The organism is Silvibacterium bohemicum (assembly GCF_001006305.1).
Taxonomy (GTDB): domain Bacteria; phylum Acidobacteriota; class Terriglobia; order Terriglobales; family Acidobacteriaceae; genus Silvibacterium; species Silvibacterium bohemicum.
The window spans coordinates 315,931-334,855 of the sequence record NZ_LBHJ01000012.1 but is presented as its reverse complement, the minus strand read 5'-3'; the positions used below and the strand labels follow the sequence as shown (position 1 = coordinate 334,855).

Sequence of the window (18,925 nt, the reverse complement as noted above, 5' to 3'; positions counted from 1 at the left end):
ACACACAAAGCGGGTACGATGCTGAATGCACGCATCGCTGCCCAGGTAAAGATGAAACCGGGAATCACCCGTAAGAATGACTGTCAGGGGTAGCGATTCTCAACGGCGCATATCAATTTTTTTTGGAGGGAGATTACTTGAGAAAACAATTGGCGAGCACATAAGAAACACCTAACTGCTCATACACAGAAGGTACGTGCTAAAAAAAAGCATCGACAGATCGCTTTTGTAACACAACGCTCCGGGGCTGCAAGTTAAGGCCATATAAAATTTGGCTCGGCCATTCTGCGCCTGTCAGAGTGCGGCTGTTATCTCCTTATCTTCGCTGAAGCAGGTGTATGCTCTGTGACGATTGGATAACAATCCGGTGCAGCCCTAACTCGTTGAACCGTGCTTCCACTTAGTATCTTCGCAACCTGAATTTCTTCTCCCGGTAACATTTCGCGTGATCCGAGCTGCTCTGTTGGGCGGCCATGAACCCCTGGTTGCATTGCGGTGAATTCAATTTCGCGCTGTTGAGATCGAAGCTGTGTTCCTGTCTACCAAGTCAGGAACGCATCGTTGCGGACCCTGACGATTCCTGCATCTCGCACCACATATATCTCCGCACGTAGTACCAATTCACAGCCACCGGCGTGCGCTCTTCTGTAGCAATTGAGTCAGCCGGATAAACGGCTTCGGATCGTGGTCAGCTTGAGTTCTGCTGCCGGCCAGTATGCGAGGCCATCCCCCAACACAAGCAGCATCCAAGAGCAATCTTAGGAGCAATCGCATGTTGAAGAACTTCCTGAAAATGTCGTTTGTCATGGGCCTGGCAGCAGCGTCTCTGTCGCAGGTCCATGCACAAACCGTATCGCTGCAGATCGTCGGCTCTTCGGCCTACTTCCTCGAAGCTGGCCTGGGCGCGCACCTGAGCACCGGTCCGATCAACGCATCGTGCCTGTGGAGCGCCTCCTCCGGCGTTTCCGCTACCGACACGACCGTGACACCCAACGCCGTCGATAGCGGCAGCGCATGGGTGGCCTGGACGCCGGGTACCGGCGGCACCTGCGCCAGCCCTGCCTCGACCAGCGTCATCTATGCTTATTTGAACACTGACTCCGTGGTCGGCAACCGTTGCCTCTTCAATGGATGCACGCTCACCTATCCCACCACCGATCCAGCGTCGGCCGGCTTGATTCTCGGCACCAGCAGTGAAGTTGCTCTGCCTGAAACGGTCGCCGCGAAGCTGAATGCACAAGTAGCAAATGTGGCTGGCTCGGACATCCGTCCCGAAGACGCTGAGTTCGCAATCGCGCGTGCGCTGGCCACACCGTGCGGTGCCACCATCGGAAGCACGCAGTATCTCGGCCTGGGCTACTCCAACGGCGGTGTCATCAACAGCGCGATTTCGACCAAGAAGTTCAACGTGGTCAAATTCACGCTTCCGTCCACTGCTCCTAACGTGACCGTTGTCGGCGCCACGGCGATTTTGGTCGCGATCCACAGCAGCGACGACGCCAATGGATTCGCTACCAGCGGTAATCTCACCAGCGCGCAGTTGGCTCACTACCTGGACGGAACCACCAACACCACCCCCGCAGGCGAAGCCGCGAACGTGCTTGTCCGCGAGCCACTGTCGGGAACCTATAACACCATGGAATACAACGTTCCCAACACTACGGTGAACCAGACCTCGCAGGATGTAGGTAAAAATCAGCTTGCAGCCCAGCAGAACTGCATCCTTTCCGGCGGCGTTGAGGTTGCCAACCCCACTCTGAAGTTCACCGCCTCCAATGGTGCGGAACGTCTGCGCGCAATCGGCACCGGCGAAGAACTGGCTGAGGTAGGCTCCTTCGCCAACGGCAATACCACCGATAACAACAACAATCTCGGCTACGGCTTCTGGAGCGTCGCCAACTACGCCGGCCTCGGCGCACTGGCCAACACCGGTTACTACACCATTGACAGCATCGATCCCCTCAACAGCACCTCATGCTCTTACAACGGTGTGATTCCGACCACCGGCTCCTCTGAGCTGGCATGCGTGGATATGCACAACGTAGCGAACGGCAGCTATCCGATCTATTCGCTGCTGCGCATGATCAACACCAACACCGCTATCTCGACCACAGTATCGAATCTTGCCAAAGCCGCACAGGACTTCGTCAGCTTCGGCACAACCACCTCGCGCCCCGACTTCATCGTTCCATCCAGCATGACCTCGATCCGCGAGCACTTCACTCCCCCGCTCGGCCTGTCGGGCTCGACCTATCCCACCACCAATGTCGACGGCGACAAGCAGTTCACCACATTGACCAACTGCACCGCACTGCCTGAGGCAGGCGGCGATGTGGGCGGTGTCGTGGTTCCGCTGCGCACTGGAACAGGGAACAACAGCACCTTCTGCTCCACCAACCACGTCACGAATGGCCAGGTCAACGGCCGTCGCTAATCCTCCGCTCTTCACTTAACCGAACGTGAACAACAGCAGGCCCGGCTCATAAGCCGGGCCTGCCGTTATTCGCTGAATCAAACAATCGGCTGTGCAGCTCCTTTCTTTTCCGCCGAAACCGACCCGCCAAACTCCACTCCAGGAGCAACAATGTTTCGCAGCCTCTTCGTATCCGTCGCCGTCTTCGCACTCGCATCGACAACCATCCACGCGCAGAGCGCCGCCTCACCGGCACCGCACCAGCCCGCCTTGACAACAGCGCCGGCACCGGTTTTCCCTCCGACGCTCTCATCGACTCACAACGGTGAAGACTGGACGGCTATCGATCTGGCCAAGAGCGGGCTTCCGCTCGAGACGCCCGGCGCCATGCTGGTGAATAAGGTCAATCTGCCGGGAGGATGCACCCGCGAGTTGCTGCGTCTTCAGTGGCGCCCCAGCGACCCGATCGATCTCTACGTAATCCGCCCTGCCGGAGCCAACAAGCTCCCTGTCGTTCTCTTTATGTATAACTACATCTTCGACGACGATGTGTTCCAAGAGGGCCGCTGGTGCGCACGCGCGGTCGAGAATGGCTTCGCGGTTGCTGGTTTTCCCTCTGCGCTCTCCTGGGCTCGACTGCATGCTCCGCGGCCCATGAAGCAGTGGTTCGTGAGCGAATTGCAAGAAGCGCTGGTAACTTCCACGCATGATGTGCAGATGATTCTCAACTATCTGCAATCGCGGAGCGACCTCGATGTTCATCGCGTCGGCATCTTTGGGCAAGGCTCGGGAGGAGCGGTCGCCATTCTCGCTGCTGCTGCCGATCCTCGCATCGCCGTACTTGACCTGATGGATCCATGGGGCGACTGGCCCGATTGGTTGAAGGGCTCTGCACAGATTCCTGAGGCCGAGCGCGCATCGTATCTGAAGCCGGAATTTCTTCAACAAGTCTCTGGACTCGATCCTCTCGACTATCTGCCGCAACTGAAAGGAAGAGCGATCCGCATCGATCAGGTTTTAGCCGATCCAGTAACACCGGCAGCAGCAAGAGACAAGATCGCCGCAGCAGCACCAGCAAGCAGTGATATAAGCCGCTATCCCACCAGCGCCGAGGAAGCCAAAGCACTAGGAGCCAACGGCATCATGGGTTGGCTAGGAACCGAACTGCATGCACCGAATCAAAGTGAACCAAGCCCAAGCGAAACCGCCGCGCGCCAGCGATAGAATTTCTGATGCAAAGTGCCGGACGGACCGGTAAATGAAAAGAAGCTCTTCGGTTCGATAGAACGCGTTTCATGAATCGATTGTTTTCAACACGACGATGCAAGAAGAAATTGCGCGCCCCCGTCTTCGAGGGCGCGCAATTGGGTAATCAGTACCAAGACAGGGTGCTTCCCTGAGTTCTGCTAAAGGCGCAACCTTGCGGATAACTGAAGTTAACGCAGTGTCAATGCGTTCACGAACTACTCTTCATAACAGCGAACGCAGGTTGAGCAGATTCTCTCGTCTGCACAAACTGAATCACTGACTCCGCGATGAAGTCGAGCATTGGCTTTGTCAATCCGGGAAAAACTCCTACCCAGAACACATTATTCATAACGAAGTTTGTGTTGGGTAAGTCGCCGATGACTCGAAACTCGGAACCCTGATAGGCGGGTTGTCGCACCAGGTTGCCGGCAAACAACAGCCGGGTGGCAATCTTGTTGTTTTCCAATGCGCGTGTGAGATCATCGCGCGTGAATGGCGCGTCTTCGCGAACGCCTATTGGAAAACCAAACCATGAGGGATCGGAATGCGGCGAGGCCTCGGGGAGGAGCAAGAATTCCTCCACCGGCTTAAGCGCGGCTCTGAGATGGGTGAAATTTTCCTTGCGCCGCTCAATGAACTCCGGCAGTTTCGCGATTTGGGAAACTCCCAATGCGGCCTGCATGTCGGTGGCTTTGAGGTTGTAGCCAATATGCGAGTAGGTGTACTTGTGGTCGTAGCCACAAGGCAGCGCGCCAAGTTGCCAGTCGAACCGCTTGCCGCATGTGTTGTCCTTGCCCGGCTCGCACCAGCAATCGCGGCCCCAGTCGCGGAACGAATCGATCAGCACTTGCAGCGCAGGCTTATCCGTGAGCACGGCGCCACCCTCGCCCATCGTGATGTGGTGCGCGGGATAGAAGCTGACCGTCGCGATATCTCCGAATGTACCCACATTCCGCCCGCGATAGGTCGAACCCAGCGCGTCACAGCAGTCTTCGATTAGCCAGAGGTTATATTTTTTTGCGAATGCGACAACCTCATCGAGGTCGAATACATTGCCCAGTGTGTGAGCAACAATAATCGCTTTCGTCTTCTCACTTCGCGCAGCTTCCAGTTGCGACGTGTCTATCTCATAAGTCGGCAGCGTAACGTCAACGAACACCGGAACGAGACGATTCTGAATAATCGGATTGACTGTTGTCGGAAACCCAGCTGCGACGGTGATGACCTCATCGCCCGGCTTGAGCTGGCGATCGCCCAGCTTCGGCGAGGTTAGAGCACTGAGCGCAATCAGGTTCGCGGAAGAGCCGGAGTTCACCAGCGATGCGGACCGAACCCCCACAAAACGAGCCAGCTTGCGTTCGAAATCGCTGGCAAAGCGGCCGGTTGTAAACCAACCGTCGAGCGCAGAATCCACAACCGAACTGATATCTTCACCAGTGATGACTTTCCCCGAGACCGGAACCGGCGAGACGCCTGGATGAAAGTCTTTCGGAGGGTTGGCCTCAGCGAAATACTGAGCCGTCAATTCGAGAATCTGTTTGCGCAATTGTGTTGATTTTTCAGTCATAAGAGACATGGAACCTTGCAGTAGACTACTATACCGGGACGACGCAGCGTAGTGTCCCTGGCAGGCGCGGCGACGGCCATCCCCCTCCCATGAATCTCCACTTCCACCAATACGCCTGATTGCTGACGCGATAAGATACTGCAAGGAGCGGAAATGAAAGCGGTAATTCTGGCGGGAGGGCTTGGTACCCGCCTCAGCGAAGAGACCACCCTGCGCCCCAAGCCAATGGTCGAAATTGGCGCGCGGCCTATCCTGTGGCACATTCTTAAAATCTATTCTCAGCACGGCATCAACGACTTCGTGATCTGCTGCGGGTACAAGGGCTACATCATCAAGGAGTACTTCGCGAATTACTTCCTTCATACCTCCGATGTCACCTTCAACATGCAGGAAAACAAGATGACCGTGCATCAGAGTGTCGCGGAGCCATGGAATGTCACCCTGGTGGATACCGGCGACAACACTGGCACGGCAGGACGCTTAAAACGAGTCGCAAACTACGTCTCCGATGAGGACGCCTTCTGCATGACCTACGGTGATGGACTCAGCGACATCGATATCGGCGCTAGCATCGCTTTTCATCGCTCCCACGGGAAGAAGGTTACGTTGACTGCAGTCCAGCCCACAGCACGCTTCGGCGGCCTGGGCTTAGACGGAACCAATGTCTATGCCTTCCAGGAAAAACCAAAAGGTGAAGGCGGTTGGATCAACGGTGGATTCTTTGTCCTGTCTCCTGCAATCTTCGATGAAATTCAGAATGACGCCTGGATGTTTGAACGCGAACCAATTGAAAACCTGACCCGGCAGCAAGAGGTGCAGGCTTTCTATCATGAAGGCTTCTGGCAGGCGATGGATACACTTCGGGATAAGCAGCGGCTCGACGAGCTCTGGGCTAGCGGAAAGGCACCTTGGAAAACGTGGTAAATACATGGCGCGGACGACGCGTCTTTTTAACGGGACATACTGGATTTAAGGGTGGGTGGCTATCTCTCTGGCTGACAAAACTGGGTGCGCAGGTTCGTGGATATGCGCTTGAGCCTTTGGCTCAACCAAGCATGTTTTATGCAAGCGAAGTTGGCAAGCTGGTCGACGACATCCGGGGCAACGTTTTGGATAAAGCCCACCTGGAAGAGTCAATGGCGGAATTTGCTCCCGAGGTTGTCTTTCATCTGGCCGCTCAGCCGCTGGTCCGCGAATCGTATTCCGATCCTCTGACGACCTACGCAACCAACGTGATGGGTACGGCGACCATGCTGGAGGCCGTTCGCAAGACGCCCAGCATACGAGCGGTTGTTTCGATCACCACGGACAAGTGTTATGAGAACAGAGAGTGGGTCTGGCCCTATCGTGAGACCGATGCGCTCGGCGGATATGATCCATACTCATCGAGCAAGGCCTGCGCGGAAATGGTCTGTGCGGCATACCGGAGTTCGTTCTTCCCGGTAGACGCTCTCGACCAGCATCACGTAGCCTTGGCCACGGCTCGAGCCGGCAATGTAATCGGCGGCGGAGACTGGTCGAGAGACCGGCTGATTCCCGATTTAATTGAGGGCTTCCGCACGAATCAACCGGTACTGATCCGGCGGCCGGCCTCCATTCGGCCATGGCAGCACGTGCTGGAGCCGCTGCACGGCTACATTCTTCTTGCAGAAAGACTGCTTGAGGCAAAGCCGGAATTCGCGACCTCATTCAATCTCGGCCCATCGGATGACGATGCGTGGCCTGTAGACCGGGTAGCCACCAAGGTAGCCGAGCTGTGGGGACCGGGCTCCGCGTGGACGCAACCCGACGATCCAGGCGCACATGAAGCCAGGTATTTGAGATTGGACTCGAGCAAGGCTCGCGCCGAACTACACTGGCAGCCGCGCCTGAGAATAGAAACAGCTCTGGAATGGACCGTAGCCTGGTATCGAGCCTGGAACGACGGCCAGCCCATGCAAGAATTCACATTGAAGCAGATCTCTGCATACGAGAACCGGGCACAGTGAACTTCTGATGGCGTTTTGGGGAATGTTGTTCTCCCGTAAGCGCAATTTGGCAGATGAAAAACAGGTCTCTCCTCTGATCCTGGTCTATTCCGAGACAAGCGATAGGGAAGAGAGAGTGCTTTCTGGAGTCGTAGGCTTGTCGGTAAATGTAATGCGTTGCTTTGGCGCCGCTTCAAGAGCTATCGCGCCAAAGCAACGCGGCCCGCAGGCTCGAAGGGACCACGGTGTCGCCCGGAAACCCTTGTGAGCTTACGGTTCAGCTAAACTTTGAGATATGGCACAGAAATCTTTTGAAGACTTCCAACACATCGAGTATGTATTTCTTGATCGAGATGGAGTCATCAATCGGAAGCCGCCCGAAGGACAATATGTTTCGAACTGGAAGTACTTCGATATCCTTCCCGGCGTTGAAGAAGCAATTGCCCGGCTAAACAAGACAGGCCACAAAGTGATTGTGGTGACAAATCAACGGGGAATCTCTCTTCGCCACTATACCGAGCAGGATCTGGCGGAACTTCATCGTCAACTGCTCGAGCATTTAGCCTCTCGCGGCGCGCGAATCGATGCCATCTACTATTGCCCACACGACCGGGATCAATGCAACTGCCGTAAGCCAGGTCCAGGGATGTTTTTGCAGGCATTCAAAAAATTCCCAGAAGCCTCCGGCTCGAACAGCGTAGTAGTTGGGGATTCCATTTCCGATATCGAAGCCGGGCTTCGGCTAGGCATGATGACCATCTTCATCCACGGAGATCCAAGCGTCCAGAAGCCCGGCGTCGACCGCGCCGCCGCCATCGCCACGGTTACTTCTGATTCACTCCGCGATGCAGTGTTTAAATACCTGGCTCCAAATCGTTCTGCAAGTAATCTCGAGCAGGAGCCGCCGATTACCGAAAGTTAAGTGTTATAGGTGCGCTAAAGTAGATGGCCTATATCGATCTGCTGAGATCCGGTGAATTTCACAACCAGTTCTGACAGTTACTGCACCATGACACTAACCGTCGATGAAGCAGTGATGCTGGAATTGGTCGAGTCCGTCGCAGTCACGGTAAAGACATAGGAGCCCGCTGTTGTCGCCGCCGTCGTGGGCGGAGGATTGGGGCTTCCGCTACCGTTCCCATTCCCGCCGCAGCCAATTCCCGCACCGGATATGCCAATCGCGAGCATAGCTAGCACTGACAGCCAGCGGCGACGACGGAGGGAAGTTCCGAGCATGACAAGCCCGGCAAGGGCCAGCCCTCCCCCGCCCATACCCCGCAGTCTATCGAATGGCTGTAGCAAGGCAGTAGCGGCAGCGGTTGTTTTCACCGTCAAACTGGTGGTCGCCGTCGCGCCGGTCATAACTGTCGCGGCCGCCGGATTTAATGTGCACGTGGGCAGGCTCTGTGCGTTCGCGGGGGGAGTGGTCAGACTGCAGCTCAGATTCAGCGTTCCACTATAGGAGCTGCCGGTATTTAGAGTGATTGTCGATGTTGTACTGCTTCCCGGAGTCACAGGAGAGGGAGTAGTGGCGGAAACCACTACATCGGACACATTTACCGTGGCAGTCCCACTCGACGCCATATATAAGCCATCGCCGGAGTAGGCAGCTGTCAACGTATTGGAACCAGCGCTTAATGTTCCCGCTGATATGCTGAATGCAGCGTTAGGAAGCGTCATCTGCGCGCTATACGACCCACTCGTCAGCGTAATTGCGCCTGTAGGTGCAGGAGACCCACTGATTCCCGCAATTGCCACCGCGACGGTGAGACTCTGCTGGTTGGTAATCGAGGTCGCTGAGGGAGTGATGGTCAAGGTAGGAGCTCCCGTGCCAGTCACTATAACCACAGTCCTTCCGGAAGACGCAGCATACAAGCCGGCGCTGGTGGCATCAGGAGTGTAAGCGGCCACGAGTGTGTCCTGTCCGGCGCCGAGCGCAGCTCCCGAGACCGTGAACGTTGCACTTCCGCTGACGAGAGTCATTGGCGCGGAGGCATAACTGGGCGAGGCCGCATTGATGCCGCCCCCACTTAGGATCACCGTACCGGTAGGGCTCGGGCTGCCGGCGGCACCGCTGACGGTGACGGTCACGTTGAGCGATTGCGCTGTCGATAGGCTCGACGATGATGGCGTTATCGTCACGTTTGCATTAGCTGGCTTCACCACCAGCGGGAAGACTGAAGAGGTGCCCGAGGTATAGTTAGCATCCCCTGCATACTGTGCAGCAATGGAGTGTGTCCCTACTGAAAAGTTCGCAGAGGTATAAGTAGCCACTCCGTTCTGGAGCTGACTTGCTGCCAGCTGTCCACTGCCGTCATAAAACGTTACCGTGCCGGTGGGAGTCGCCCCGGCGCCGGTGAGAGTTGCGGTGAATGTGATCGAAGTTCCATAAGAAATCGGACTCGCTATGGAACTGGTAACGCTTATCGTCGCAGGGCCGGCGAGAGCAGTCAGGCTCACGGGTGCGGAGGCGCTGGCGCTGAAGTTGCTGTCACCCGGATAATTGGCGACTACTTCATTCATGCCACTACTGGGCGGCAGCGCGATTCCACTTGCCGTCGCTGTTGCTGTTTGATCGAAAGTCACCAAAAGATTGACTGAGCCTGGGTCAAAGACTGTTTGATCGTGAAATGGTGTTGCGAGGTCGGGTATGCCATCCCCATTAAAATCGCCGGCTATGAGGGGAGCGGGAAAAAGGCCGGTTTCCGATGAGATCGCCGTCGTCGTGAACATGCTGCTTCCGGTGCCCAACAACACAGCGACGGAATTGGGAAACCTTACCTCGGCTTGGCTCAACAGATCGACAGCCACATCCGGGATGCCATCATTATTGAAGTCTGCTACCAGTAAGGCGTCAGCACTCGCTGACTGGCTTTGGAAGCTTACGCCGCTCTCCGCTTGAAACGTTCCATCCCCGTTTCCCTGGAGCACCGAGACCGTCACCGTCACGGTCGAATCTAATCCAGCTCCATTCACGACGTAGTTCTCGATCGCAATGTCTGGAATGCCATCGCCGTTAAAGTCCGCGATCGCGATTGCGGCCGCGGCTGTACCCGCGCCGGGACCGGTAGTGACGAGCGTGAAGCCGCCTGCTCCGTTACCCAGGTAAATTGTCAGAGTGTCGGTTCCACCGTCGCTGTTGAGCAATGCCAGATCGGCGATACCGTCGCCATTGAAATCTGCTGTGGCAATGAAATACGGCGCGGCACCTGTCTGTTGGGTGTTCGTTGTGGGAGTAAAGCTCCCATCGCCATTTCCAAGCAAAATGGTGAGAGTATTGCTGGTTCCGTTTACTATTGCGAGGTCGGGGATGCCATCCCCATTGAAATCGGAGGCAATCATCGCGTTGGGGCCGCTGCCCGTGGCAGGAGAATTTGGTGTCGCAGCAAACGTTCCATCGCCATTGCCCAACAGTACGGTGATATTGTTAGTCGTTCCGTTTGCCACTGCGATATCGGGGATGCCGTCTCCGTTGAAGTCGGCTGTTACGATGACACCCGAACCTTGACCCGTTGCAGGATTGGCTGCAACCGCCTTGAAGTTTCCCCCTCCCGATCCCAGCAATACTGTGACCGAGCCTGCGGCGGTGCTGGACGTTCCGCTGTTCAGCACTGCCAGATCAGAAATGCCATCTCCGTTGAAGTCCGCGGTAGCAATCCCGACAGCCGCGCCTCCACCTGGAGCTATGTTGGGGGCGCCAATATTTTGCAGCTCCAGAAAATTCAATCCCGCCGTTCCGGCACTCAATGTCGCGGTGCCCAGAACCGCGCTGGCATCGCTAAGATTCGTGAATGAAATGCTGCCTGTTAGCGCTGCGCTTCCGAAACCGGAAACTGTTGCCGTCAAGTCGTAAGTTCCGCTCGACGGGGACGAGGTTTGCAGTAACGTCGTGGTGGGAGCCGTGCCTGTAACCGATAGCGCCGCAGCAGCCGAGGTGCTTCCCAGGCATGAATTCGTCCCGGCAAAGATCGCCTTATAGCTGTGACTTCCGAGCCCAGGCTGGAATTTGATGACCGCGGTCCCCGCGCTCGTCAGCTGCGCCGTGCCGATCCGGTGAATGTCAGTGCAATAGGCAACGGATGCATCGCAGAAATTCACCTGGCCGATCTTCACTGGCGCCGACGCTGTCGTCACCGAAGCTGTCAACGTCACCACGCTGCCGGACGCTACACTCGTCGCCGGCCCAGTTCCCGAAGCGATGACAAGCGTTGTCGATGTCGCAGATTGCGCTTGCGCAGCATTGCCTCTCCAGGATCCGCACAGAATCATGCAGAGGACGAGAAGGAAAATCCCGCTTCGCACATTGCAAAACCGCAAACAGGAGTCGATAACAGGTCGCGCCACTGCAGAGAGACGAAGTACGTCGGCCATTGAAGCAGCTCCAAGCATAGGGGGAACTTGCTTTCGAGTGTTCTGCCTCGAGTATGAAAACCGATAACCATCGACTAGCTCACATCTCGGCTGCTGAACAAATCGGAGCATAGCTCTCAAGATAAGTTGGGGGGAGATGATCATAGCATGGCCCTTACGAGTCTTCGCGGGATCAATTGCGATTTATGCATCGAGCGGTTATTCTGCGCCTCAACCCCCTAAAATGATGGCAGATACAGCCCAGAGTCATAGATCGGGCGCACAGGCAGGGCGAGAGACAGTGGCAAAAATTCGCAATAGAGGCGCCATTTCAATTGACAGGCGCCGCTTTTTACAGGGGGCCGGCTTGTTGGCCGCCGGTTCAGCCTTTGGTGGCTCGCTTGTGGGCTGCGGTTCGCAATTGAATATTCCATGCCTGGGTCCGGCAGCCGCACCGGTGCCTGTTCCCGGAATGACTTATATCCGCGCATCGGAGATAGGCTGCGCCTTGGATTGCAAGTTGGAGGACGGCAGCAATAAGCACCACGGCGGCGCCGCCACCGATGATGGACCGCGCATCAATGCGGCGATGGCTGCCGCTACCGCGGACAACCCTATTACGCTCATCATCGACGGAAGCGCTCTGATCTCGGGTCTATTCCTTCCCGCTGGCGGTCACTGGAGTATCGCCGGTCTCGGCTGTGGTACGGGTTTCTTCATAAAGACGGGAACAAACAATGACGGCATCCATAATGGAGCGCCAAACGTGGCCGTCCCGTCCGATATGGGGCCGCCGGCCCCCCCTCGAGGGATGAATGTTTCGCTCAGCAACTTCACCTTGAATGGGAATCAGGGAAATGGGCGTAACGGCGATTCAACCAGCGGGTTGAATCTGGGGATTACCAATAGCGTCTACTACTTCGGCATCAACTTAATGAACCTGGATAACATCGTTATCGAAAATATCGTGATGGTAAACAGCCCTGCATATAACTTCCGGTTCACAAACGTCGGCAATGTTGCCGTCTCCGGATGCGTGCTATGGAGTTTTGGTCTGGGTACCGACGGCCTTCATTTCGATGGGCCGGCGAATGACATCACGATCTCAAACTGTAAGTTTATGACTGGGGACGACTCGATCGCATTGAATTGTCCGGAGGGCTATTCCGGAAATATCTCACGGGTCACGGTAACCAACTGCACGTTCAACAGCTGGTCCCTTATGCGCCTCTACACGGTTGACCCGGTCGGCAGGTTCACGATTGACACGGTGACGGTGACCAATTGCAACGGCACGCTTACGGAGGGAGGGTTTTTCATCGGCCAGAACAACGGAAGCCTTCCAAATTCCATCGCTTCGCTGACAATCTCGGACTGCAATCTGACAGCTCCAGCGGTTCTGGCAATGGGCGAGAACTTCGGAGTTATCACGGTGAATAATGTCACCTTTACCCCTTCCAGAGCAGGGATCATCTGGTTCATACAGCAGGCAAATGAAACTTTCGGATTCTTGAGGCCCTCGCCGATGAATGGTAACCAGACCTGGGTTGGGTCGAACCTTACACTCAACAACTGTAAGATCCTGAGAAAATCAGGCGCGGATGTCTCCGCTATTATCCTCGAAAATAATTCGACGATTGAGAATCTGACATTCAACGGATTTTCCGTGGAGGATTCAGGTTCCTATCCACAGGCTTCGGAACTGTTGAACATCGGGTCGCAATCCATTGGGCAATTGGTTCTCGCCGCTCTTGATAGCAGCAATATCAAGGCTCCCGTGGCCGCCGGAGGATTCTCGAAAATTGGCTCCGTTGCCGGCGCAGGTGTTCTGGCGACAGGCTGGGAGTTTCCCGACGCGGTGATGGCCAACGAAGTACCGTATATCTCGGCAACCACCGATTCGCCTTCGATCAAGGTCAATGGCGTGGTCGAGCCTTATGTTCAAAAGTGAGCGTATTCGCCGTGGGAGATCCGCAGCGAAATTTCGTCGCTGTTTCAGGCTGCTGATTTAACCGGAATCGCCGCTTGATTACGATAACTATAGATCAGGCCGCCGGTTACACCCAGGAACTGCGCGCATGCCCGCGCGGCGAGTAGCAGTGGAGAAATCAATCCAACTACCGGGTCTTTCATCACCGCTCGCAGCGCAAAGGGTAACGTACTAAGCAGGAACGCAGCCAATACGAATACTGAGGCAACCAACCCTGGCCGCATGGCTATATCAAAAGCTACAGCCATGAGCAGCGCCGGAGGAAACAAAAGCTGAAGCTTCATCACCTGCGGAGTGTGGCTGTCCTTGACACCCTTGCCAGGATTTTTGCGGACCGCGACCACCCGCCAAAATGCGAACTTGTATTTCTTTTTCAGGTAGCGCCATAGACTGTCGGGGTGCGTGTGGTAGACGATTGCGGCGGGAGCAAACTGCATCTTCCAGCCGCGCGCGGACATGCGGTAGGAAAGTTCAATGTCTTCAGCGCAGGCCACCGGGAAGGAGGTATCGTAGCCATTCATCTCCAGAAACCGGCCGCGGCGAAAGGCTGCGGAGTAAGTATCGATAAAGTCGATATCAGGCTGGCTGGACATCAGGCGATAGCGATCTTCATATTCGATCTGGACAAAACGCGCTGCCATGCTTTTCTGATGGGTCCGGTAGATACCCTTTGCTCCAACCACTTTTGGATCGTTGAAGGGAGCCAGCATCGCGTCAAGCCAGTCAGGCATCGGCACACAATCGTCGTCAGTGAACAGAAGGATTGTCCCGCGCGCCTCTCTGGCGCCGAGGTTCCGGGCCGCCGCAGGGCCCGCGTTGGGTTGGGTGATCAATCGAACGCCCGGATAACTCGCAACCACCGATCCAGTTTCATCGGTTGAACCGTCATCGACCACCAAAATTTCAACGTCCCGCCCATCCACCTGCGCCAAGAGCGCCTTCAGGCAGTTGCCGATACGTCGAGCCCCATTGAACGTGGGGATAATGACCGATATCGACTCAATGGACTGTGATCTGATTGACGAATTCCGACTGCCCGCTTCCATCGCTCCCACTGACTTGAAACCCGATTAGGTTGTTGCGCCCTGGGTTTTAGCAGGCCCTCCGGCAATCGGGGAGGCACCATCCTTCTGATGATCGCTGCCCTTCACCAGATATTTAGCAAGCGTGAGGAATCCTTTGAGATTACGCTGTAGCTCCCGGCGGTCCTTGAGCGACTGCTTCAACTTGTAGAGAAGATACGGGGGTGCGAGATAGAAGCTACGCCGCGCCCGATCACAGAAACTGACCAGTTGCTCATGGGAGATGTTGGGCAGCGTCACGACACTGTTATGAAGACCGTCCTTGGTCAGCCACGCGCCCCAATCCTCGATCTGGATGTAATCCCGCTTCTTGGCCTCTTGATATGCGACGGTGCCCGGGTAGACCATGATGGGAAAGAACTGCGCGGTATCGGGCCGCAACGCCTTCGCGAAGCTCAATGTCTTCTCCATGCTGGCCGGGGTCTCATTCAGATTACCCACCATGAAGCAGCCATGAACCATGATCTCCGCTTCCTGGCAGCGGCGGACAAACTTGTGAGCCTCATCGTGGTATTTGGCATCCCGGCGGTCGTCATTGTTCTTCTTCATGCCGTTGATTACTTCCACGTCGCCACTCTCGAAGCCTACGCAGAATAAACGCGCTCCCGCTTTGTGCAATGTAGACAGCAACTCATGATCGGCGCCAATGTCGGCGCGGCAGTTCGCATCGAAGGGCAGCTTGTTTCCGCGGCGAATGAGCTCGTTGGCCAACTCCAGCGTGCGTGGCTTGCTGACGATGAAGGTGTCATCCTCCAGCATCACGGTCTTAATTTCCGGCATTTCGCGAGAGACAAACTCAAACTCATCCGCTACGTTGGCAACTGACCGGTAACGCATCGTATGGCCGCTGAAGGTCTGCGGATAAACGCAGAAGGAGCAATGGTATGGGCACCCGCGGCTGGTGTCGAAAACGACTAGAGGCCAAAGTGAATGGCCGTAAAAGTAATCCGGCGTATGCAGGAAGCGCTTATAGACCTCGGACACAAACGGCAGCTCATCGAGGTTATGAATCGCCGCGCGCTGCTTATTGATGATGATCTCTCCGGTGCCGGGCTGACGCCACGCGAGTCCGTCCACCTGGGAAAGATCGGCTCCGCAAGCCTTTGCTTCGAGCCAGTCGCGAACGGTGTATTCATACTCTCGGATCGCGACCGCCTGCAGCGAATCAGACATGGCAAGCGTCTCTTTGGGGAGAGAGGACACGTGACGGCCAACCATCAGAGTATGCAACTTAGGATTAGCCGCCGTCAGCGATTCAATGACACTGACGTCATTGAGAATGCTGGGAGTGGAGGTGTCGCAGACCACGGCCTCGATGTTTTTGGACGCAATACGATCAATGACCGCCTGCACTGAAAACCCACCGGCTGGCGCATCCACCAGGTCCACTTCGTGCCCATTCTTAATCGCAACCCCAGCCGCGGTCGCGAGCCACTTGGGGTAATACAGAGTTCCGCTCTTGGTAACTGCGGGGCTCCGCTGCTCGCGGGAAAACCGTGGATGAAAAGGTGGATTAAGGAAAAGCACGCGCATTCGAAAAAGCCTCCGAAGATGGTTTTAAATGAACATCTTCTAACTCGTTGCTGGCAGCGAATTCTATTCTTCAATCTACCATAGACGATAGGATGCAGTCGCGACTTAGAACGCCGTAGCCGCTTCGGATGAACTCTGATTACAACTGCTGCTAATGGGTTACCGCCGTCCGATCAATTTTCATCCGGAAACGCGATCCGCCAAGAGTTTGGCAGCCCTCGCGAACTGGCGTCCAGGAGGCGGTCCAGCTCCCGAAGTACCCTCGATGGAGTCACTTGGTGCATGCATCCATTGAATTGACAGGGAGCGAAATTTGCACCGTCGTAACATGGCCTGCAGGCAAAACCCTGCCCTCCCCAGATTCCCACGGAGAGCGCGCGCCTGGGAATGCGCGTCGAAGGATCGGTAGGCCCGAAGATGCCCACCAGCGGAGTCTCGCTCAGACCGGCCAGGTGGAGGGGGCCGGTATCGTTGGAAACGACTGCGTCGCAGGTGCCGCAAACACTCACAACTTCGGGGAGAGTGAGTTTGCCAATGCAGTCGGTCATCGCAATTCCAAGAAAATGCGGCTTGACCCAGCTTTCGTCCGGACCGCCAAGAAGAACGACCTCCCAACCGCGGTCGACTAGACGCTGCGCTAGAACTCTGTAGCTCTCCACTGGCCAGCGGCGCAGACTCTCCGGCTCCATGCCCAATACCTGGCGATGAAGCAAGTTGCTCGCTGCGCCGGGAACGATCGCGATGCGGCGCGGGGCGGTTTTGGGTGTTAAAGGAGAGGGCGGAAGGCGATCCGGGCAGACTGGTGTCGCACTCCCCTCCTGGCAGCCGTCTTCCCTCTCCAACACAAAGCGGACGAATTCGTCGCTGTGATGGCGGCCTGGAAGAAGTGTCGTTTCCCTGGACTGCCTTGAAAGCATCCGTTTGCTGCGGGCGCGGACAGGCAGTGTCAGTAGATGGTAGCGGCGATCGTAATAGAGTGTGGCGCAGAGATCATATCGCTTCCGGGCGATTGCGCCCCATAAAGCTGCAATCGCCCGGACTCGCTTCAGTGTGCTGCCGCGGAAGATCGCCCGGTCATCCGCAAGAATCGGCCGTATCCACGAGTAGCAGGCGAGAAGCGGCAGAACCGACCGGCCGCAAACCCAGTCGATTTCGAAGCCTCGCTCGTGAAGAGCGTATGCAGCGGGGATGGCCATGATGACATCGCCGATCTGGCCGAATTTAACGATAAGGGCAGTTTTGCGAACCAATTACTTCTCCTGACAACGAGGCGCGGCGGCGGAATACTGAGGCTACTTACAGAAAACCCGCGCGAGCTTGCTCCATCTCCGCCCCGACTTGATGCCCATTCCATTATCGAAGTTCGAGTGTCAAAGGGAACTCGGCATCAGGTAATACAATACGAGAGATGCCCACTGACAGCGACCGCATTAAAATTAGCTTGCGATTGGCTGCGCGCAAGCTGGCAAGCCTCACGAGAGCACGTAGGACGATGCAATTCCCGTCCTATCCCGCCGCTGTAGCCCAACGAATCGAAGAATATCCTGATGACGTACGCTATTCGACGCTCGCGCTCGCTGTCCAGAGACTTCAGGATGACCACATACCAGGCGCCTTCGCCGAAGTAGGCGTATATCGCGGAGTCACCAGCGCCTTTCTTCACCGGCAGGCACCGGAGCGCCGCCTGTACCTCTTCGATACATTCGAAGGCTTTCCCAGCCAGGATCTGGAGGCGGGTGAAGACACGCGCTTCAAGGATACCTCGCAGGAATTGGTCGCAGGGGTCATTGGTGACACGCAGAATGTTGTATTCAGAAAGGGCTATTTTCCCGAAACCGCGTCTGGCCTCGAGGGCGAGAGTTTCTCCCTGATCATGCTGGACGTTGACCTGTATCGCCCAGCGCTCGAAGTTCTTCGCTTCTTCTATCCGCGCATGGCGAGGGGAGGATACTTCTTCATGCACGACTATAACTCGCCGGAATCGGATCGTGCTATTTCGAGGGCGGCCCACGAGTTCATGGCCGACAAGCCTGAATCGCTAATCGAAATCCCCGACTTCCACGGTTCAGCCCTCTTCCGCAAGGTCTAGAGAGGGATCTCTGATTTCCATGTGCGCTATGGAATCTTAGTAAAGATGAAATCAGCCGTGCAAGGAAGCCATCGGCAGAGAACTGGGAAAATCGAGAGCAGCTTGTAATACACGCCTTCGACAACACCGCGGTTGACGGTGTTCGTGCTGTAATTGAGTTCGAACTTAAGCCCGAGAGTGGCAGCTGCATCACGCATACGCTCGACGACGAGGACATCTTCGGACACTCAGGGCGCTTCCGGTTCACCCTCCAATAGGCAACCTTATATAGGTATTTCCTGCAGGAAGGCTCATTGAGATACATGCAGACTCCGCCGGGCCGTAGAATGCGCACTGCTTCGCGCAACGTCTCCTCATGCAGCCGGAAGTGGTGAGCCGCCTGGAACGCGAAGATGAGGCCGACGCTTGCATCCGGCAATGGCACCTCATAGCTTTTGCATGCGATCCGGGAATCTACAGTGGCCTCGAATATCCTTTCCCACCTACCGATGCCCTCGATTGCAGCTGGGCTTATGTCCGAGGCGACCACCTCCAATTACGGATAGAGGTGCTTGACTACGCAAGACGACCACCCCTCCCCAGCCCCTAACTCAAGTACTGAACCCGCTTCGCGAAACTCCCGATCGTGGGCTGGGAATTTCGGCAAAAGCCACCGCAGCTCCGAAAGCTTGTTCGCAAGATTTGCA

The 18,925-nt window shown here is 56.1% G+C and carries 13 protein-coding genes and 1 pseudogene; 7 read left to right on the top strand and 7 right to left on the bottom strand.

Translation table 11 applies throughout. From position 1 onward, the window contains the following. The first annotated feature begins 772 nt into the window (after nt 1–772). Together XX99_RS17790 and XX99_RS17785 are read left to right on the top strand one after the other, a co-directional pair. Nucleotides 773–2,434 (top strand): hypothetical protein, encoded by a 1,662-nt coding sequence (locus XX99_RS17790; protein ID WP_050060737.1) that lies wholly within the window; start codon nt 773–775, stop codon nt 2,432–2,434. Between the two features lie 150 nt (nt 2,435–2,584). Beyond that, nucleotides 2,585–3,637: an alpha/beta hydrolase family protein gene (locus tag XX99_RS17785; RefSeq protein ID WP_050060736.1), complete on the top strand. Its 1,053-nt coding sequence runs from the start codon at nt 2,585–2,587 to the stop codon at nt 3,635–3,637. 232 nt (nt 3,638–3,869) lie between these two features. On the opposite strand, the gene rfbH is transcribed toward XX99_RS17785, so the two are convergent. Beyond that, nucleotides 3,870–5,228 carry a lipopolysaccharide biosynthesis protein RfbH gene (gene rfbH, locus XX99_RS17780; protein WP_050060735.1) on the bottom strand — a complete coding sequence of 453 codons (1,359 nt, stop codon included), beginning with the start codon at nt 5,226–5,228 and terminating at the stop codon, nt 3,870–3,872. A gap of 153 nt (nt 5,229–5,381) precedes the next feature. Between rfbH and rfbF the strand changes: the two genes are divergently transcribed. The 3 genes from rfbF to XX99_RS17765 all read left to right on the top strand — a co-directional run bounded on the left by rfbF (nt 5,382) and on the right by XX99_RS17765 (nt 8,117). Beyond that, entirely contained in the window at nt 5,382–6,152 is a 771-nt protein-coding gene (gene rfbF / locus XX99_RS17775; protein WP_050060734.1) for a glucose-1-phosphate cytidylyltransferase, read from the top strand. Next, nucleotides 6,146–7,216 (top strand): CDP-glucose 4,6-dehydratase, encoded by a 1,071-nt coding sequence (gene rfbG / locus XX99_RS17770; RefSeq protein ID WP_311732240.1) that lies wholly within the window; start codon nt 6,146–6,148, stop codon nt 7,214–7,216. The genes rfbF and rfbG overlap by 7 nt, the downstream gene beginning before the upstream one ends. A 274-nt stretch (nt 7,217–7,490) precedes the next feature. Further along, a complete protein-coding gene (locus tag XX99_RS17765; protein ID WP_050060732.1) occupies nt 7,491–8,117 on the top strand; it encodes a D-glycero-alpha-D-manno-heptose-1,7-bisphosphate 7-phosphatase in 627 nt (208 codons plus the stop codon). A 77-nt stretch (nt 8,118–8,194) separates the two neighbouring features. On the opposite strand, the gene XX99_RS17760 is transcribed toward XX99_RS17765, so the two are convergent. Continuing rightward, nucleotides 8,195–11,566 carry an FG-GAP-like repeat-containing protein gene (locus XX99_RS17760; protein ID WP_184085042.1) on the bottom strand — a complete coding sequence of 1,124 codons (3,372 nt, stop codon included), beginning with the start codon at nt 11,564–11,566 and terminating at the stop codon, nt 8,195–8,197. Between the two features lie 280 nt (nt 11,567–11,846). Here XX99_RS17760 and XX99_RS17755 point away from each other — a divergent pair, with 280 nt between their 5' ends. After that, the gene (locus XX99_RS17755) at nt 11,847–13,496 is read left to right on the top strand and encodes a glycoside hydrolase family protein (RefSeq protein WP_184085039.1); all 1,650 of its coding nucleotides are present in this window, start codon (nt 11,847–11,849) and stop codon (nt 13,494–13,496) included. Nucleotides 13,497–13,540: 44 nt separating this feature from the next. Here the strand turns inward: XX99_RS17755 and XX99_RS17750 are convergent, their stop codons facing one another. From XX99_RS17750 to XX99_RS17740, 3 genes are all read right to left on the bottom strand, one after another. After that, entirely contained in the window at nt 13,541–14,581 is a 1,041-nt protein-coding gene (locus tag XX99_RS17750; RefSeq protein ID WP_082125679.1) for a glycosyltransferase, read from the bottom strand. Nucleotides 14,582–14,605: 24 nt separating this feature from the next. Next, nucleotides 14,606–16,150, bottom strand: a complete 1,545-nt coding sequence (locus XX99_RS17745) for a B12-binding domain-containing radical SAM protein (protein ID WP_050060728.1) — start codon at nt 16,148–16,150, stop codon at nt 14,606–14,608. Nucleotides 16,151–16,323: 173 nt separating this feature from the next. Beyond that, the gene (locus XX99_RS17740; protein WP_231581464.1) at nt 16,324–17,400 is read right to left on the bottom strand and encodes a glycosyltransferase family 9 protein; all 1,077 of its coding nucleotides are present in this window, start codon (nt 17,398–17,400) and stop codon (nt 16,324–16,326) included. 242 nt (nt 17,401–17,642) lie between these two features. Here XX99_RS17740 and XX99_RS17735 point away from each other — a divergent pair, with 242 nt between their 5' ends. Next, the gene (locus XX99_RS17735; RefSeq protein WP_050060727.1) at nt 17,643–18,239 is read left to right on the top strand and encodes a TylF/MycF/NovP-related O-methyltransferase; all 597 of its coding nucleotides are present in this window, start codon (nt 17,643–17,645) and stop codon (nt 18,237–18,239) included. Between the two features lie 26 nt (nt 18,240–18,265). Here the strand turns inward: XX99_RS17735 and XX99_RS28135 are convergent, their stop codons facing one another. Further along, a complete protein-coding gene (locus XX99_RS28135; RefSeq protein WP_050060726.1) occupies nt 18,266–18,466 on the bottom strand; it encodes a hypothetical protein in 201 nt (66 codons plus the stop codon). An 86-nt stretch (nt 18,467–18,552) separates the two neighbouring features. Next, nucleotides 18,553–18,768 (bottom strand): annotated as a pseudogene (locus tag XX99_RS28695) (methyltransferase domain-containing protein); the annotation flags it as partial. Nucleotides 18,769–18,925 lie beyond the last annotated feature (157 nt).

Excerpts from the sequence above, each read along its gene's own strand:
- XX99_RS17750 (WP_082125679.1), bottom strand. The coding sequence starts at position 14,581 with ATGGAAGCGGGCAGTCGGAATTCGTCAATCAGATCACAGTCCATTGAG.
- XX99_RS17735 (WP_050060727.1), top strand. The coding sequence starts at position 17,643 with ATGCAATTCCCGTCCTATCCCGCCGCTGTAGCCCAACGAATCGAAGAA.
- XX99_RS17760 (WP_184085042.1), bottom strand. The coding sequence starts at position 11,566 with ATGGCCGACGTACTTCGTCTCTCTGCAGTGGCGCGACCTGTTATCGAC.
- rfbH (WP_050060735.1), bottom strand. The coding sequence starts at position 5,228 with ATGACTGAAAAATCAACACAATTGCGCAAACAGATTCTCGAATTGACG.
- XX99_RS17790 (WP_050060737.1), top strand. The coding sequence starts at position 773 with ATGTTGAAGAACTTCCTGAAAATGTCGTTTGTCATGGGCCTGGCAGCA.
- rfbF (WP_050060734.1), top strand. The coding sequence starts at position 5,382 with ATGAAAGCGGTAATTCTGGCGGGAGGGCTTGGTACCCGCCTCAGCGAA.
- XX99_RS17785 (WP_050060736.1), top strand. The coding sequence starts at position 2,585 with ATGTTTCGCAGCCTCTTCGTATCCGTCGCCGTCTTCGCACTCGCATCG.
- XX99_RS17765 (WP_050060732.1), top strand. The coding sequence starts at position 7,491 with ATGGCACAGAAATCTTTTGAAGACTTCCAACACATCGAGTATGTATTT.
- XX99_RS17745 (WP_050060728.1), bottom strand. The coding sequence starts at position 16,150 with ATGCGCGTGCTTTTCCTTAATCCACCTTTTCATCCACGGTTTTCCCGC.